At 47.0% G+C, this 16091-nt stretch carries 16 protein-coding genes and 8 tRNA genes; 21 read left to right on the top strand and 3 right to left on the bottom strand.

Annotated elements, in window-relative coordinates; genetic code table 11:
• Positions 1 to 154 precede the first annotated feature (154 nt).
• From HQN88_RS33570 to HQN88_RS33535, 8 genes are all read left to right on the top strand, one after another.
• A tRNA-Ser gene (locus HQN88_RS33570) sits at positions 155 to 246 on the top strand.
• A 27-nt stretch (positions 247 to 273) separates the two neighbouring features.
• Positions 274 to 350: transfer RNA gene (locus tag HQN88_RS33565), tRNA-Met, on the top strand.
• A 19-nt stretch (positions 351 to 369) separates the two neighbouring features.
• A tRNA-Val gene (locus HQN88_RS33560) sits at positions 370 to 445 on the top strand.
• Between the two features lie 10 nt (positions 446 to 455).
• Positions 456 to 531 (top strand) — tRNA-Thr (locus HQN88_RS33555).
• Between the two features lie 27 nt (positions 532 to 558).
• Positions 559 to 635, top strand: a tRNA-Asp gene (locus tag HQN88_RS33550).
• 43 nt (positions 636 to 678) lie between these two features.
• Positions 679 to 751 (top strand) — tRNA-Phe (locus HQN88_RS33545).
• Positions 752 to 795: 44 nt separating this feature from the next.
• Positions 796 to 877, top strand: a tRNA-Tyr gene (locus HQN88_RS33540).
• Between the two features lie 10 nt (positions 878 to 887).
• Positions 888 to 960 (top strand) — tRNA-Lys (locus HQN88_RS33535).
• A 105-nt stretch (positions 961 to 1065) separates the two neighbouring features.
• On the opposite strand, the gene HQN88_RS33530 is transcribed toward HQN88_RS33535, so the two are convergent.
• From HQN88_RS33530 to HQN88_RS33520, 3 genes are read right to left on the bottom strand one after another with little or no spacing between them, the layout of a single operon-like run.
• On the bottom strand, positions 1066 to 1365 hold the full coding sequence (locus HQN88_RS33530; protein WP_173120450.1) for an MTH1187 family thiamine-binding protein: 300 nt from the start codon (positions 1363 to 1365) through the stop codon (positions 1066 to 1068).
• 48 nt (positions 1366 to 1413) lie between these two features.
• A complete protein-coding gene (locus HQN88_RS33525; protein WP_173120448.1) occupies positions 1414 to 2976 on the bottom strand; it encodes a GMC family oxidoreductase in 1563 nt (520 codons plus the stop codon).
• Positions 2973 to 3569: a gluconate 2-dehydrogenase subunit 3 family protein gene (locus HQN88_RS33520; RefSeq protein ID WP_173120446.1), complete on the bottom strand. Its 597-nt coding sequence runs from the start codon at positions 3567 to 3569 to the stop codon at positions 2973 to 2975. Before HQN88_RS33520 ends, HQN88_RS33525 begins: the two co-directional genes overlap by 4 nt.
• A 264-nt stretch (positions 3570 to 3833) precedes the next feature.
• Here HQN88_RS33520 and HQN88_RS37955 point away from each other — a divergent pair, with 264 nt between their 5' ends.
• The 13 genes from HQN88_RS37955 (at position 3834) to hisB (ending at position 16091) form a co-directional block, all read left to right on the top strand.
• Positions 3834 to 4685 carry an NlpC/P60 family protein gene (locus HQN88_RS37955; RefSeq protein WP_246320603.1) on the top strand — a complete coding sequence of 284 codons (852 nt, stop codon included), beginning with the start codon at positions 3834 to 3836 and terminating at the stop codon, positions 4683 to 4685.
• Between the two features lie 130 nt (positions 4686 to 4815).
• Entirely contained in the window at positions 4816 to 5931 is a 1116-nt protein-coding gene (locus HQN88_RS33510) for a PucR family transcriptional regulator (protein WP_173120444.1), read from the top strand.
• 112 nt (positions 5932 to 6043) lie between these two features.
• Positions 6044 to 7174: an ABC transporter ATP-binding protein gene (locus HQN88_RS33505; protein WP_173120442.1), complete on the top strand. Its 1131-nt coding sequence runs from the start codon at positions 6044 to 6046 to the stop codon at positions 7172 to 7174.
• Positions 7175 to 7344: 170 nt separating this feature from the next.
• Positions 7345 to 8286 (top strand): HPr(Ser) kinase/phosphatase, encoded by a 942-nt coding sequence (gene hprK / locus HQN88_RS33500; RefSeq protein WP_173120440.1) that lies wholly within the window; start codon positions 7345 to 7347, stop codon positions 8284 to 8286.
• A gap of 38 nt (positions 8287 to 8324) precedes the next feature.
• On the top strand, positions 8325 to 9299 hold the full coding sequence (gene lgt, locus HQN88_RS33495) for a prolipoprotein diacylglyceryl transferase (protein ID WP_173120438.1): 975 nt from the start codon (positions 8325 to 8327) through the stop codon (positions 9297 to 9299).
• Positions 9277 to 9936, top strand: coding sequence for a pyrophosphatase PpaX (gene ppaX / locus HQN88_RS33490; protein WP_173120436.1), 660 nt, complete (start codon positions 9277 to 9279; stop codon positions 9934 to 9936). The genes lgt and ppaX overlap by 23 nt, the downstream gene beginning before the upstream one ends.
• A complete protein-coding gene (locus HQN88_RS33485; protein WP_173120434.1) occupies positions 9933 to 10421 on the top strand; it encodes an acyltransferase in 489 nt (162 codons plus the stop codon). The genes ppaX and HQN88_RS33485 overlap by 4 nt, the downstream gene beginning before the upstream one ends.
• Before the next feature lie 185 nt (positions 10422 to 10606).
• A complete protein-coding gene (locus HQN88_RS33480) occupies positions 10607 to 11647 on the top strand; it encodes a peptidoglycan-binding domain-containing protein (RefSeq protein WP_274318866.1) in 1041 nt (346 codons plus the stop codon).
• A gap of 321 nt (positions 11648 to 11968) precedes the next feature.
• Positions 11969 to 12151, top strand: a complete 183-nt coding sequence (locus tag HQN88_RS33475) for a hypothetical protein (RefSeq protein WP_173120432.1) — start codon at positions 11969 to 11971, stop codon at positions 12149 to 12151.
• Positions 12152 to 12306: 155 nt separating this feature from the next.
• Entirely contained in the window at positions 12307 to 13485 is a 1179-nt protein-coding gene (locus HQN88_RS33470; RefSeq protein WP_173120431.1) for an ATP phosphoribosyltransferase regulatory subunit, read from the top strand.
• A 42-nt stretch (positions 13486 to 13527) separates the two neighbouring features.
• Positions 13528 to 14163, top strand: a complete 636-nt coding sequence (gene hisG, locus HQN88_RS33465) for an ATP phosphoribosyltransferase (protein ID WP_171629322.1) — start codon at positions 13528 to 13530, stop codon at positions 14161 to 14163.
• A 32-nt stretch (positions 14164 to 14195) separates the two neighbouring features.
• Positions 14196 to 15482, top strand: a complete 1287-nt coding sequence (gene hisD, locus HQN88_RS33460) for a histidinol dehydrogenase (RefSeq protein WP_173120459.1) — start codon at positions 14196 to 14198, stop codon at positions 15480 to 15482.
• Positions 15483 to 16091: an imidazoleglycerol-phosphate dehydratase HisB gene (hisB, locus tag HQN88_RS33455; protein ID WP_173120429.1), complete on the top strand. Its 609-nt coding sequence runs from the start codon at positions 15483 to 15485 to the stop codon at positions 16089 to 16091.

Raw genomic sequence — 16091 nt, 5'->3', positions numbered from 1 at the left:
CAGCTGACGAATACTAATCGGTCGAGGGCTTAACCATATATAGGGATCTTTAATCGTAGATTAAAGTCTCTCTGCTAGAAAACCTAATATTACTTACGTTGAGTTTCGTATCTAGTTTTCAGGGAATACTATTCCTGAATCGTATATATATCTTGGAGAGATACCCAAGTGGCTATAAGGGGATCCTCTGCTAAGGGATTAGACTGCGTAAGCGGTGCGAGGGTTCGAATCCCTCTCTCTCCGCCAGTTCCAAATATATATACACTTTTATGTGGCGGCGTAGCTCAGCTGGCTAGAGCGTACGGTTCATACCCGTAAGGTCGGGGGTTCGAGCCCCTCTGCCGCTACCATAAAACCAAAACACCAGATGGAGGCTTAGCTCAGCTGGGAGAGCATCTGCCTTACAAGCAGAGGGTCGGCGGTTCGATCCCGTCAGCCTCCACCATCATCTTTACGCCGTTGTAGCTCAACTGGTAGAGCAACTGACTTGTAATCAGTAGGTTGGGGGTTCAAGTCCTCTCGACGGCACCATTTTTTATGGTAAACTTTTTGTAGCATGGAGCTGTGGTGTAGTGGCCTAACATGCCTGCCTGTCACGCAGGAGACCGCGGGTTCGAATCCCGTCAGCTCCGCCATTTCTTTTACAATTAATGTAGGACATGCTATAAATAATCATTTGGCTTTGTAGCTCAGTCGGTAGAGCAGAGGACTGAAAATCCTCGTGTCGGCGGTTCGATTCCGTCCAAAGCCATTGAGATGGTTGTATTGCTTTGGCAGTACGGGTATCTCGTATCTGGAGGCTTAGTGAAGTGGCTAAACACGGCAGACTGTAAATCTGCTCTCTTCGAGTTCGGTGGTTCGAATCCATCAGCCTCCATTTTACCTACGAGTCATTAGCTCAGTTGGTAGAGCACCTGACTTTTAATCAGGGTGTCGTAGGTTCGAATCCTACATGACTCACTTTTATAAGTAAACGTTCAGGACCGTAGGGTCTTTTTTTGTTTCCATTATATATAGAAAAAAGCATCCGATCGCGGGATGCTTTTTCTCGTTTAGATATGCAGTTCAGAGCTTATCTGCGACAGACTGCATTTTTTGTTCCATGGAGGAGGGCTTGTCGCGGCGATCATCGATTTTGATGGACGTGGATACACGCGCAGCTCCATGCAAGAAGGGAACCTCGTGGACGGCACGGATGACCTCGAATAAACGGTCTAGGGGGCCTTCCAGGATGGTGCCCATGGGTGTCATTTGAAAGCGGATATCAGTATGACGCTCTAATTCTTTGTGGAGGTCAGCGACATAGCCGCTCAGGCTGGTTGTGGCTGTTCCGATGGGGATGATGGTGAATTCAGCTATTGCCATAGGGACACAAGCTCCTTCCTTTCGTGTACTTGCTGTTAAGGATAACAATCAGGAGCTGGCAAGGTCAATAATGTAATCAGCTGTTCTTGCTGCTAGGGCCATTACGGTAAGCGTAGGATTGCCTCCACTTGAGGTGACGAATAGGCTGGCATCGCAAATGAAAAGGTTCGGGATGTCATGACTTTGACCATACGAGTTCACTACGGAAGTCGCTGGATTATTACCCATGCGGCAACCACCCATCAGATGTTGGGTATCTGGAACAACATAGGAGATCTCCCCGCCAGCGGCGCGGAGTATCATCTTCATATTATCAACAGCATGATCAAGGAGCTTGAGATCGTTATCGCAGTAATTGAAGGCTAAGGAAGCTAGCGGCATGCCATACGCATCTTTTTCATCCGATAATGCAACGTGATTGTTCCAGTTAGGCAGTACCTCTCCGACCATTTTGAGACGACCATAGAAGTTGTAATCCTGCATAGCTTGTCTGAAGGACGAGCCCCATAGTGGCGCTTCTGTGGCCTTGCGAATACCTTCCGCCATCTCAATAGGCCGTGAGCCGTGTGCGTGAATGGTATACCCCCGGACAAAGCCTCTGCGTGGATCTGTCTCATAGAAATCTTGGGTAGATGCCAGCACAGGTGTACCTTTGTACAACCGGACTTCCTCTTCGAATTTGGCATAAACGTCGTTACTGCTATGCGTCATGATTGCTCTGCCTACCCATCCGCTGGAATTGGCTAATCCATCAGGGAACTGAGGTGTAGCAGAGTGCAGAAGCAAACGAGGCGTTTCCACAACATGCGCACAGAGGATAACAGTTTTAGCACGTTGCCGATAGGTTATGCCTTCGTTGACGAACAGTACCCCGCAAGCATGTCCATAGTCATTAACTTCGATTTGAGTGACTCTGCAATCTGCGAGAATTTCGGCACCTGCCTTAACAGCTTTCGGAATGTGCATGATTAGGGTACTGAATTTTGCATTAGGCATGCAGCCTTGCAGGCAGAATCCACGATTGGTGCACGCAGAGCGCCCCTCTAATGGTACAGATAAGATAGCTAATGGTGTAGGCGCCGATTGAATACCAAGGGATTTGCAGCCTTTGTGAAATAAGACAGCATTCGGGCTAAGCGAATCTAGTTCTGGAAAGGGGTACGGACCCTGGAAATTTCCCCAAGGGAAAAGCTTAGGTCCAGATACGGAGATTTCTTTTTCGATACGCGTGTAATAGGGCTCCAGATCTTTGTAATGAATAGGCCAATCGTCCCCAACGCCATCAATGGACTTCGTTTTGAAATCAGATTCATGAAACCGCAGAAAAACCCCTGTAAAGTTCTGTGTTCCGCCGCCAACCCCTTTTCCTGAATGATGCTTTCCAGTAACGAATGGCTCGCTTGCATCAACTAGGTGCGTATCCTCCCAGCCGAGGCACTTCATACTCAGTTCATCACTTGCGAAATCCTTCTCGGGATCGCGCCAAGGCCCTGCATCAAGCACAACCACGCCTAGTCCGGCTTCACTGAGTTCTTTAGCTAGAACGCTTCCTGCAGCACCAGCACCTACAATGAGAATATCCACTATGTCATTTTCATATCGCCATTTCATGTTCGCTTCGCAGCCTCCCAGGACTCTAGTTGGTCAGGACTGTGAAGTGAATATCCACGAGGATAAGCAGGGCCGCCAAACCCGATTTCCGACCAAACTATTGGATGAGCATAGTAGGCTTCTACGCAGATTTGAAGAAGCTTTTGAAATAAGATTTTTTTGGGAATGCCTTCCCAGTTTTTCGTGGGTGGATAGCTATCGTCGCTGATTTGAAGCATAATGCTCCGTTGGTCCGTCTCATCTAATTGAAAGAATGGCTGACTATTGGCAATCCATCCTGTTTCTTCAATCGCTTTAAGTCCTTGACGTAAAAGTACTCGAATAGGAGGTGTGCCCACCTTGCGATGTCCCTCACCATTATTTTCAGATAGTACCTGATCGATATGGTTGATGACGTATTGAATGATTTCTCCGCGATGATCGTCCATTAACAGTGAACACCAAGCACGAAGCGTTTCTGCTTCAACGACTGTTACATATCCGTATGTATGTTCACGAATAAGTCGGGATTTCACAATTGATCTTGTATGTACATCCCATTCCCTACTTTCTTCCATAACATCAAAGGTTGGATAATGATTATGCTCTTTCATGTTTGTCACCTCCATAGCTAACGAGAATAAGACCGAAAAGTGCTACTACAATTATTTCCAAATTCATGAGGAATATGAGGAAAACATCGATGAAGTTGTGTTTTTCAAGAATTGAAACAATTGGCACCATTGCCAATGTCATGGTTGATAGGAAATATTTTAGGAATGAAAGTCTTTTCATTACCATGGTAATCTTGTACTAGCAACTGAGATGTTTTCCATATTACCCAATTCACCAAGAGAGCACGTACAGGAGGAAATACAATGTTAAAGAGTCTTGCACACCGCACGCTAGGCATAACTGCTGCGATCACGATCGCATTATCAGCAACAACTGCCATTTCCGCTTATGCCGCAAATGATGATATGGATGCTGTTTCTTTGGCCAAAAAAATGGTTGGCGTAGATTACTCCAAAAGTGATGAAACACCATCTGCAGGGTTTGACTCATCCGGACTGATCTATTATGTCTATGAGACGTTAAATTACACAGTACCTAGAACTTTAGCGGATCAATTCAATATGAAATCTACGAAAATTACGAAAATAGATAAGGCTGAGCCAGGTGACGTCTTGTTCTTTGGTAGTGGTTCAAAGCCAACGTTTGCTGGGATCTATGTGGGCCAAGGTAAAATGGTCATGGCATCCCAGAGCAAAGACGAAGTCGTCACTCGCAATGTAAGTCAGCTTAAGGGCAGCTTCATTGGCGGAAGAAGTATTCTTACATCTAAGGATCGTTTGAAAGCCGAGTTGATCCTAACTGCTCAGAAATATCTTGGTACTCCATATGTATTTGGGGCAAAATATGGTCAAACCAAAACAATGGATTGTTCTTCTTTTACAAAAACGGTATTTGCTGCTTATGGGATTACGCTGCCGCGTGTGTCTCGAGACCAAGCTAAGGAAGGCACTTTCGTTAGTAAAAGTAATTTGCAAACCGGAGACTTGGTCTTCTTTACAACGCCTGATTCCGGTAAAAACATAGGACATGTCGGTATTTATGTTGGTAACGGCATGATGATTCATACGTATGGTGAAGGTGGTGTCAAATTCACCTCGATGAATAAAGAATGGTGGGCAGATCACTACGTAACAGCTCGCCGTGTAATTAAATAATATTTATACAAAGGACCTTCTTGTCAGTTATGACAGGAGGGTTCCTTTCGATTCACAGGAATGGGCCTACATATGGTACAATAGAGAGATAAATAAAGAAGATGCTATAGGCAATAAGGAGTGAAGGCAGATGATTTGGGAGCATGTCAAAGAGCGATTGGAAGCGGTTTTACAGTCGCCAATACAGATAAGCCTGATACCGGATTCCGAATGGCACCAGCTTGTGGAGGATCAGGGAGAGCGTGAAGAAGCGTTTTGTCGTAGTGTGATTCGGGGAGAAGAAGTCCTGTTCTTCATTTCACAGGATCACAAAGAGGTCCGTGTTCTGAAGATGGACGGGAGTAAGTTGACTGTATCCGAACGCAAACTCGTCGAACTTACGATCGAATCTAAACAAACTGTAGAGAAGAAGCAATTTGGCTCCTACCTGTCTGAAGATGAGAGGAAGTCGAATCAATTAAGAGATTGGCTGCTGCAGCAAATGGAACGCGGTACAGGCCATGCGGAGCTTCCTGATGCGCTTGCTTCACAGTCATCGTTGTATTCAACTAAAATCCCTCTCTTGTTATATGGGGACTATCCTCAGAACCAGCGTGTATCCTATACGGAACTTAAGAAGCTGTTGGAATCTTTTTTTGAAGCGGAGATTATTCTGATTCCTTTACTGGAAAAAGAGTGGTTAATCCTAGCGCCAGAGGTCCTTATTACTAGCGGCAGCGAAGAGCGCGATGGGGACGAGGAAGAAAGTGTTGAGCAAACTCTTGATGCACTAGGCTCAGGCTTGTATGAGATGTTGGCAAATGAATGGGTAGGCGAATGCCATCTAGCCATCGATTTCCCAGTGAAGCCGGCGAAATCGATGTTTGCCACTGTGCTTAAGCTGCGTGAAACCATTATGTTGGGCCGATCATTCCATGTAGGCAGCTTTATTCATCTGCGTTGGGAGCTTCGCCTTGAGAAGCTGTTACACCTTATAGAGGAAGAGGAGAAGACAGATTTCCTCGAGCAGGTGCTCCGCGGCACGGATCATGTGCTGGATAGTGAGACAGTAACGACACTGGAGCATTTCTTTACACTAGACTGTAATGTCAGTGAAACCGCGAAGAAGCTTTATATTCATCGTAATACGCTGCTTTATCGGTTGGACAAGTTCAAGAACGAGACGGGGCTGGATGTTAGAACGTTTAATCATGCGGTTTTGGTACGTCTGGCCTTGCTATTGTACAAAGTAACGAAAAGAAAGTGATTTTTTTGTAGGGATTGTGCATAGTCAGTCCGCCGCTTGTAGGGTAAGATGTGTATATAGAAATGTTGATAAATAAAGCATTTGAACGATAAATTGTAGGGGGAATGAAATCATGGCAGGCGTACGTTTAAATCATATCGTTAAAAGATATTCTGGTGCAGAAGAATCAACAGTTAAAGATTTCCATCTTGAAGTTGCTGACAAAGAGTTCGTAGTTCTTGTTGGTGCATCCGGTTGCGGAAAATCCACAACTCTTCGTATGATCGCAGGTTTAGAGGAAATCACTGAAGGTGAACTTTACATCGGAGACCGCCTTGTAAATGACGTAGCTCCAAAAGATCGCGATATCGCGATGGTATTCCAATCCTACGCTCTTTATCCGCATATGACTGTTTATCAAAACATGGCATTCGGATTGAAACTTCGTAAATTCAAAAAAGCTGATATCGATGCTCGCGTTCGCGAAGCAGCGAAAATTCTAGATATCGTTCACTTGCTCGATCGTAAGCCAAAAGCTCTTTCCGGTGGTCAACGTCAACGTGTTGCCTTGGGTCGTGCGATCGTTCGTGAGCCACAAGTATTCTTAATGGATGAGCCGCTTTCCAACTTGGATGCGAAACTTCGTGTACAAATGCGTGCGGAAATCACAAAACTTACAAAACGTCTTGGTGTTACAACGATCTACGTAACGCATGACCAAATCGAAGCAATGACAATGGGCGATCGTATCGTTGTTATGGATAAAGGTATTATTCAACAAGCAGCTACACCAGAAGAAATCTACAACTTCCCAGTGAACATGTTCGTTGCTGGTTTCATCGGATCTCCATCCATGAACTTCATGTCCGGAACATTGGCATCTGAAGGCGGCGGTGTATTCTTCAAAGCAGGTACTGTCAACGTTGAAGTTCCAGCTGGTAAAGCACAAGTTCTTAAAGACAAAGGATTCGTTGGCAAAGAAGTGATTCTGGGAGTTCGTCCAGAAGATATTCACGAAGAGCCAGTATTCTTGGAAGCTTCCCCGAACACAGTATTCAACGTTAACGTTGAATTGACTGAGAACCTGGGTCACGAAATGTACTTGTACTTGAACGGTATCGGCGCTAACACAGTAATCGCTCGTGTTGACGGTCGTTCCGGAATCAAAGAAGGTACTAACGTTAAATTGGCACTAGATATGAACAAAGTTCATTTCTTCGATAAAGAATCAACACTTTCCATTTTGGTTAACCCAAACCTATAAGATTGTACTGAAAGGCCAGCCGTTATCGGCTGGTTTTTTTGTTTATTTTGAGGTTCATGAACACAATAGTTGATTTCAATTAGGTATTCCATTACGATGAAACTATTGGAAGCCTGCGTGCAACAAGGGAAAGCATATGGTACATAAGCAAATTCGGAGGAGTTAGGACAATGGCCAAAAAGGTAAAGGTTTCCGAAATGATGGAACAGCTACATATGGAAGTGTTAGCAGGAGAGGGTGGACTGAAGCGTCCGATTACTACGGGTGACTTATATCGCCCTGGTCTTGAAATGGCTGGATATTTCAATTACCATCCCAAAGAGCGAATTCAGATGTTGGGTAAAACAGAGATTACGTTTATAGAGATGTTGACGACGGGTGTTCGGAGAAATCGGGTTGAACAGCTGTGTGCCTCTGAGGAAACACCTTGTATTATTGTAACGCGAGGACTGGATGTTCCCGTTGAATTGCTCGAAGAGGCGACTAAGCGTGATCTGGCAGTGCTAAGAACGCAGCTATCAACGACGATTTTTGCAAGTCGATTAACTGGCTTTCTTGAAAATAAGCTTGCTCCCAGTACAACGATCCATGGTGTACTTGTTGATGTCTACGGTGTAGGCATGTTGATTACCGGTAGCAGCGGGATCGGGAAAAGTGAAACTGCGCTCGAGCTTGTGAAACGGGGGCATCGCCTGATTGCGGATGATGCGGTAGAAATTAGGCAAAATGGCGATAAAGTATTAACCGGTAATGCCCCGGAGTTGATTCGTCATTTACTTGAGATCCGCGGCGTAGGTATCATCAATGTCATGACATTATTCGGCGCAGGCGCGATTCGTAATGTGAAGAAGATATCGGTTGTTGTGAAATTGGAGAACTGGCAGCAAGAGAAACAATATGATCGCTTGGGCTTAGATGAGGAGCTCACGCGGATTATTGATACAGATCTGCCTCTAGTTACGATACCTGTAAGACCAGGCCGAAATTTAGCGGTCATTGTTGAAGTTGCTGCGATGAATTATCGCTTAAAGCGGATGGGGTATAACGCGGCACTGCAGTTTACGAATAAGCTGACGGAATCGTTGAATGAAGATTTTGAGGATTTTGATTGACCGTTGTTGAAAAGCTCATAAACTAAGGGAGTGAAACTATGTTAGAAAGTGTTGCATTCTCCCTCGGGCCGATTCATGTCCGATGGTATGGCATTATTTTAGGAACGGCCGCATTAATCGGTTTAATGTTGGCTATCAGGGAAGGGAAACGTTTCAAAATCGTACCTGACTTCTTTATGGATTTATTATTAATAGGGGTTCCTTCTGCCATTATTGGGGCAAGAATTTATTATGTGGCTTTCCAGTGGGCAGACTATAAGGATAACTTATGGGAAGTATTCATGATATGGCACGGCGGGATTGCCATATATGGCGCTCTGATCGGGGCTATTATCGGTACTTCATTCTATATTCGGGCCAAAGGATACAACTTTTTTCGAATTGCTGATATTCTTGCGCCGGGTCTGATTGTTGGACAAGCGATTGGTCGTTGGGGCAATTTCATGAATCAGGAAGCTCACGGTGGTCCTGTAGAAGAGTCGTTTCTGCGAGATAGCCTGCATTTACCGAATTTTATCGTGAATCAAATGAATATCGAGGGGACTTTCTACCACCCTGCGTTTCTCTATGAATCCATATGGAGCTTTGTAGGTCTGCTTGTCTTGTTCGTCCTTCGTCGTAGGCCGTTTTTAAGGGCGGGAGAGCTGTTTCTAAGTTATTTCATCTGGTATTCGATCGGTCGTTTCTTCATTGAAGGAATCCGTACCGACAGCTTGGATATCACGGGACCAGGTTGGTTAGCATCTTTGATGAATGCTTTATGGTCACCTATGAAAGTCGTGTTTGAACCTGGCGTACTAACATATGGAGGGAATATTCGATTCTCCCAATTGCTTGCACTGCTGATTGTCATTGCGGCTGTGACCATGATTACCATTAGAAGGAAAAAGGGTTATGCCAAAGAGCATTACTCGGATCCGATTGTATCTTCGCTGGCGCTGGATAAAAACAAAGTAGTGAATGAAGAAGAGACAGATAAAGGAGTTAACTATGATTCAAACCGTACTATTTGATTTGGATGGCACGATTGTAGACACGAATGAGTTAATTGTACAATCGTTCTTGCATAGCTTGGATGGCGAAACACCGGAACCTATTAGTCGGGAGCTTATTATTCCGAATATGGGGCGCCCGCTAGTGGAGCAAATGGAGTTTTTTACAGGTAAGAAAGAAGTTGAAGCGCTCATTACGAAGTATCGTACATTTAATCTTGCTAAACATGATGAGCTTGTGCAGGAGTTCCCGAACGTGCGTACGGTAATGGCGAAGCTTCATGAAAAAGGTATCAAAATCGGTATCGTGACGAGTAAAATCAGACTTACCACGTTGATGGGTCTCAAACTTTGCGGATTAGACTCTTACGTCAGCGCTATTGTAACAGTGGATGATGTAAAAGAACCAAAACCGAGTCCCGAGGGTATCTTTGCAGCGCTTAAAGAGCTAGGTAGCTCACCTGATGAAGCGATGATGGTAGGCGATAGTCATTATGATATTGAGGCTGCTCAAAATGCAGGAGTTACATCTGTTGGTGTGTCCTGGTCCTGGAAGGGGCGCTCTTATTTGGAGCAGTACAACCCAGACCATATTGTTGATGATATGTTTGATCTGTTGCCGTTAGTTGGGATATCGTCGGAAGTGAAAGTTGATTGAGGCAGACTGAGAAGTATCCCGTAGATGGCCCCAATGCGTTATGGCAAATATACCAAACGGTGAGTAAGTGGAAGGCGATGCGAAATTTCGTTTTCATTCAAATCACCCGTTATTCGCCATCGTTGCGGTTGAAAAACTGGATCTATCGTCATGTTCTTGGAATGACGGTTGGAGAGCACTCAGCATTTGCCTTGATGGTGATGGTAGATGTGTTTTTCCCAGAGCGGATCTACATTGGGAGCAATACAATCATTGGCTATAATACGACGATCCTGGCTCATGAGTATTTGACAAAGGAATATCGGTTAGGTGATGTACGCATTGGATCTCATGTGATGGTGGGGGCGAATACGACAATTTTGCCCGGAGTGACGATTGGGGATTATGCGATTATTGGCGCGGGATCTGTCGTCCATAAGGACGTAGCTCCAAATAGCTTCGTAGCAGGTAATCCGATGCAGGTTATTCGGTCGGGCAGTGCTTAGTACAAGAACTACAATGTAGTGGGACTCAACATCGTTGTGATGTTGGGTCCTTTTTTTATTGTAATGAGGAAAACGAAGCCTTCAATTTGTGAATATAGAATCTCAAGAAAGCGACTAATAAAAGTGACATATTGGGAATAGTAAAGACGCAGTGAAATTATAGGTTAAGGGAAGGTGTCGATGAAGTGCAGCATTGGAATCGTAGTAAAAACACAAAAGTGATAAAAGGTAACTTTGAATGGTCGATAGGAAAGCATGTAGGTGTAGTGATATTAGCCTTTATGCTGATGTTATCCTTGCCAACCACGAGCTTGGCTGTAGGCAAGGAAGCGAACGGACCCGATGTGTTCGTAATCCAAGGGATGCTGAAATCACTGGGAAGCTATTCTGGTGATATTAACGGTTACTACGATAATGCAACTGTGCAAGGAGTAAAGTATTTTCAGAAAAAACACGGGCTGCCGATAACCGGCGCCGTTGATAATCGCACGCTCGAGTCCATTACCTATAGCTATATGAAGCTTAAGGGTGTAGGCCAGGGGCAAGGCGGCGGTAAAGGTCGAGGTAAGGGCCAAAGCGGTAGTGGAGGCGCCGGCGGAGGCAAAGGCCAAGGCGGTGGTGGAGGTACTGGCGAAGGCGAGGGCCAAGGCGGCGGTGGAGGCACTGGCGGAGGCGGAGGCCAAGGTGGCGGTGGAGGCACTGGCGGAGGCAAAGGCGAAGGCGGCGGTGGAGGCACCGGCGGAGGCAAAGGCGAAGGCGGCGGTGGAGGCAAAGGCCAAGGCGGCGGTGGAGGCACCGGCGGAGGCAAAGGCCAAGGTGGCAGTGGAGGCACCGGCGGAGGCAAAGGTCAAGGTGCTGGTAACGGCACTGGCGGCGGTAAGTTCGAAGGTGGCGGTAACGGAGGAAGCCAAGGTCAAGGACCGAGTGCGACTCAAGCACCAGGACCTAATGGTGGACCAAAGCCCGTACCAAATGGCGGCCAAACGCCAGCGCCGAACGGCGGAGCAACACCAGCTCCGAATGGCAACGGAAATGGAAATGGTAACGGGCAAAACGGACAAGCGCCGAATGGAAATGGCAACGGAAATGGAAATGGACAATTACAGTCGCCAAACGGCAACGGAAATGGTAACGGCATAAATGGAAACAAAGCTCCAAATGGTGGTCAATTGCAGTCACCTAATGGTGGAGGTAAAACACCGAATGGACCTGTAGAGGAAGATTAATCAGATTTGATTTAAAGAGGGCATGCTGCCGCCGCAGCATGCCTTTTCTTATTGGGGGGAAATTCCTCGGTGTCCCAACGCGCACCATGAATCCGTAGGTTGGCTGAAGACTTCTAGCTACCTAAGAGGGAAGGCAAATAACTGGATTATATACATCTAAATAGACAGGATTCCAGCGGTTAAAGTAAATAGATGGATTTTCTGTTCTTAATTTCAGCTAATTGAGCTCGGCGAGCTACTTTCGGTGGAAATAGATGTAGAAAATCCATCTAATCGCTAAAAAGCGTTGATTCCGCATTAACTGGAGGTTTTCCAGTTAGGGTGGGGATTGTACTCGATGGCGCGGTATATGCGATTGTTGAGCAGTTGCGAGTTAAGGTTAGACTGCCGGCACGCATCGTCGCCTCAACGCGCCCCATAAATCTCCCTGGCAGTTTTCTCATTGAAGGAGGTAGTGGAACAGTTGACGCAGAGTGGGTTTATATGCCATTCTTAAAGCGCTGAACAAGGCGTAGACGATTGACGGTCCTAGAGATACGTGTTAAAATAGCCGTACATTCTTTATTTTGGTAGTATGGTAGCACGTTAACGCGATAAAGTAATTGAAAAACAATAAATTGAAAATAACTGATTATACTCCTACTTATAGAGGTGAGACGGTGTCGAAGCCAAAAGTATTTGAAAAACCGTTAGGCGCGAAAGATTATTTGCCGGATGCGGTTGCGAAACTCAGAAATATAGAATTCCGTGTACTGGCTTGTATGGAACGCTGGGGTTACAACCAGATTATTACACCTACACTTGAATATTACGATACAGTTGGTGTAGCAAGCTCGACAGAGGATAAGAAGCTGTTCAAGCTGCTTGACCGCAAGGGGAAAACACTCGTGTTGCGTTCGGAATTAACGGCGCCTATCGCGCGAGTAGCTTCTTCGCTTCTGAAAGAACAAGAGTTTCCACTCCGTCTTTCTTATCATTCGAATGTTTTTCGTTCCATTGAAGAAGAAGCGGGCAGAGATTCAGAGTTCTATCAAACTGGCGTTGAGTTAATCGGTGATGCTACATCGGAAGCGGATGCCGAAGTTGTGGCGCTAGCGATTGCTTCGCTACAGGCAGCTGGTGTCGAGAAGTTCAAGATTGCGCTTGGTCATGTAGGTTTTCTGAACGGGTTATTCCAAGAAACATTGGATGGCCGCACGGATGCGCAGCTTTCCCTGAAAGAGCATTTACTCGGTCGCGATTATGTCGGATACCGGGAAGCGATTAAGACACTTTCCCTTGCGCCTGATGTTGAGCGTGAGCTCAACGGCGTGCTAAGGCTTCGTGGCGGAGATGAGATCTGTGAGCAAGCTCGTATGGTCTCCCAGCATCCAATTGCACAGGACGCGATTCGACATCTATGCGAAGTGTGGGATGTGCTAAAAGCTTACGGTGTTAGCGAACACGTTGTGATTGATTTAACAATGATTGGGGATTTCTCCTACTATACAGGTATGACGTTTGAAGGCTACGCAGCTGAACTAGGTTTCCCTGTCTGCAGTGGAGGCCGTTACGACAATTTATTGAGTCAGTTTGGACGTCCAGCTCCAGCTACAGGATTTGCGTTGAAAACGAATCGAATCCTTGAAGTAACAGGTAAAGAACAAGTGGAACAACCAGCTCGTGTGCTTATCGCCTACGATGCAGAGCATCGCGAGGAAGCGTTGAAACAAGCGAAGCAAATGCGGAGCGATGAAATCAAGAATGTGAGTATCGTTATCACACAGCTTGTTACGAAGGAACAAAGCAATGATCTAGACAGAGCGGGATACCGAGTAATAAAGTTGATAACGGAATAGCCTCTCAGCGAAGATGAGGGAAGTTTGGAGGAGGTTGGAACGGTGGATGACATTCTTAAAGTAGCGATGCCGAAAGGCCGTATTTATAAACAAGCAGCGAAGCTGTTTACGAAAGCGGGATTGCCCATTCCGGAGGATCTGGAAGAAGGCCGCCGTTTGATCATCCCTGTGCCAGGGGCGAAGATGGAATTTATTTTAGCCAAACCGGTCGATGTTCCTACTTACGTGGAGTATGGCGTTGCCGATATAGGGGTTGTAGGCAAGGATGTTCTGATGGAGGAAAATCGGAATGTTTACGAATTGCTTGATCTAGGAATCGCACGGTGCCGCATGTCGGTGATTGGACTGCCGGATTGGAAACAAGTAATTAACCCGCGCGTTGCGACGAAGTATCCGAATGTGGCTTCTCAGTATTTCCGGGAAAAAGGACAGCAAGTTGAAGTCATTAAGTTGAATGGTTCAATCGAGCTGGCGCCCTTAATCGGACTAGCTGACCGCATCGTAGATATGGTGGAGACAGGCCAAACGTTGAAGGAAAATGGTCTCGTGGAACAAGAGGAAATCTTTCAAATCACGAGCCGCTTAATTGCGAACCGTGTGAGTTATCGGATGAAGAACGAATCCATCCAACGGTTGTGTGATATGTTGCAGGACGTACTGCCAATTGTGAAGCTGTAGCTTGAGTTAGTAAAGATGAGAGGAAGATGAAGATGCGGATTATGCCCGCCTCCGAATTTCAATTAAACCGCGAGGTCGAATACGGCTCACCCGAGCAAAATGAGTCCGTCCGCCGCATCATCGATGAGGTGCGGCAGGACGGGGATACCGCGCTGCGGCGCCTAGCGCAGCAGTTCGACGGTGTCCAAGTCGCTGAGCTTCGCGTCAGCGACGAAGAGATCCAGGCGGCGTATGCGCAAGTCGACGCCGCATTCCTAGCGGCGCTGCGTCAAGCCGCCGCTAACATTCGTGCGTTTCATGAGAAGCAGAAACGCAACTCATGGATGGACCTGCAGCCGGGCGGCAGTCTGCTGGGCCAAATCATCCGACCGCTGAAGCGGGTCGGATTGTACGTGCCCGGAGGGAAGGCGGCCTACCCATCCTCCGTGCTCATGAACGCCATCCCTGCGATCGTCGCAGGGGTGCCAGAGATCGCGATGGTGACGCCACCGTCCACCGCGGGCGAAGAAGGCATTAACCCGCATATTCTCGTGGCTGCAGCCGAAGCGGGTGTGAAAGAGATCTACCGCGTAGGCGGGGCGCAGGCGATTGCCGCGCTGGCCTACGGGACAGAGTCGATCGCGCCGGTCGACAAAATCGTCGGCCCTGGCAACATCTACGTCGCGCTGGCGAAGCGCTTCGTGTTCGGCGTCGTCGATATCGACATGATCGCCGGACCAACGGATATTGTCGTGCTCGCCGACGAACACGCCGATCCTGAGTACGTTGCGGCCGATTTGCTGGCGCAGGCCGAGCATGATGAGATGTCACCGTCGATTCTGGTGACACCTTCCCGAGAGCTAGCCGAAGAGGTTCGGCTAGAGCTATGGCGGCAGCTGGATGTGCTGCCGAAGAAAGCCATCGCCGCCGTCTCGACAGCGACGAAAGGCGCGATCCTGCTTGTCGACTCACTCGACGAAGGCGTGGACGTGATCAATCGCTTGGCGCCGGAGCACTGTGAGCTGCTTGTGCAAGATCCTTTCACATGGCTGCCGCGCATTGAAAATGCAGGTGCCATTTTCCTAGGCGCTTACAGCACAGAACCTGTCGGCGATTATTTCGCGGGGCCGAACCACGTGCTGCCGACGAACGGCACAGCACGATTCTCATCGCCACTGAATGTGGACGATTTCCTCAAAAAATCAAGCGTCATTCACTATAGCAAGGAAGCCTTACTAGCAAACGGAGACATGATTATGACGCTGGCTCGGAATGAAGGGTTGGAAGGTCATGCACGTGCGGTAGAGATCAGACTTAAAAAGGAAGGGAAGTTGAGCTAGATGGCGGAACAAGATCAAGTAAGAACGCGCTCAGCGAGTGTAGCCCGTAGGACGAATGAAACGGACATTAAGCTTTCCTTTGATGTGGATGGTACAGGAGTTTCGGAGCTCCAAACAGATGTTCCCTTCCTGAACCATATGCTAGATTTATTCACCAAGCATGGTCATTTCAATTTGAAAGTGGATGCCAAAGGCGATATCGAAATCGATGATCATCACACAGTGGAAGACATCGGGATTTGTCTAGGTCAAACACTGCGTGAAGCACTAGGCGACAAAAGAGGCATCAAACGCTACGCGAGCGTATTCGTTCCGATGGACGAAGCATTGGCTCAAGTTGTGATTGATATCTCCAACCGTCCGCATTTTGAATACCGTGCAGAATACCCGACAGCGAATGTTGGCAGCTTTGAAACACAGTTGGTAAAAGAGTTCCTTTGGAAATTTGCGCTAGAAGCTCGTATTACTTTGCATGTTATTGTGCATTACGGTGATAACACGCATCACATGATCGAAGGTGTGTTTAAAGCGTTGGGACGTGCGCTGGATGAAGCAACAACGATTGATCCTCGTGTGCAGGGGGTTCCTTCGACGAAGGGAGTGCTGTAG

It is taken from the genome of Paenibacillus qinlingensis (genome assembly GCF_013204845.1).
Lineage (GTDB): Bacteria > Bacillota > Bacilli > Paenibacillales > NBRC-103111 > Paenibacillus_E > Paenibacillus_E qinlingensis.
This window is presented reverse-complemented; position numbering and strand designations above follow the sequence as displayed.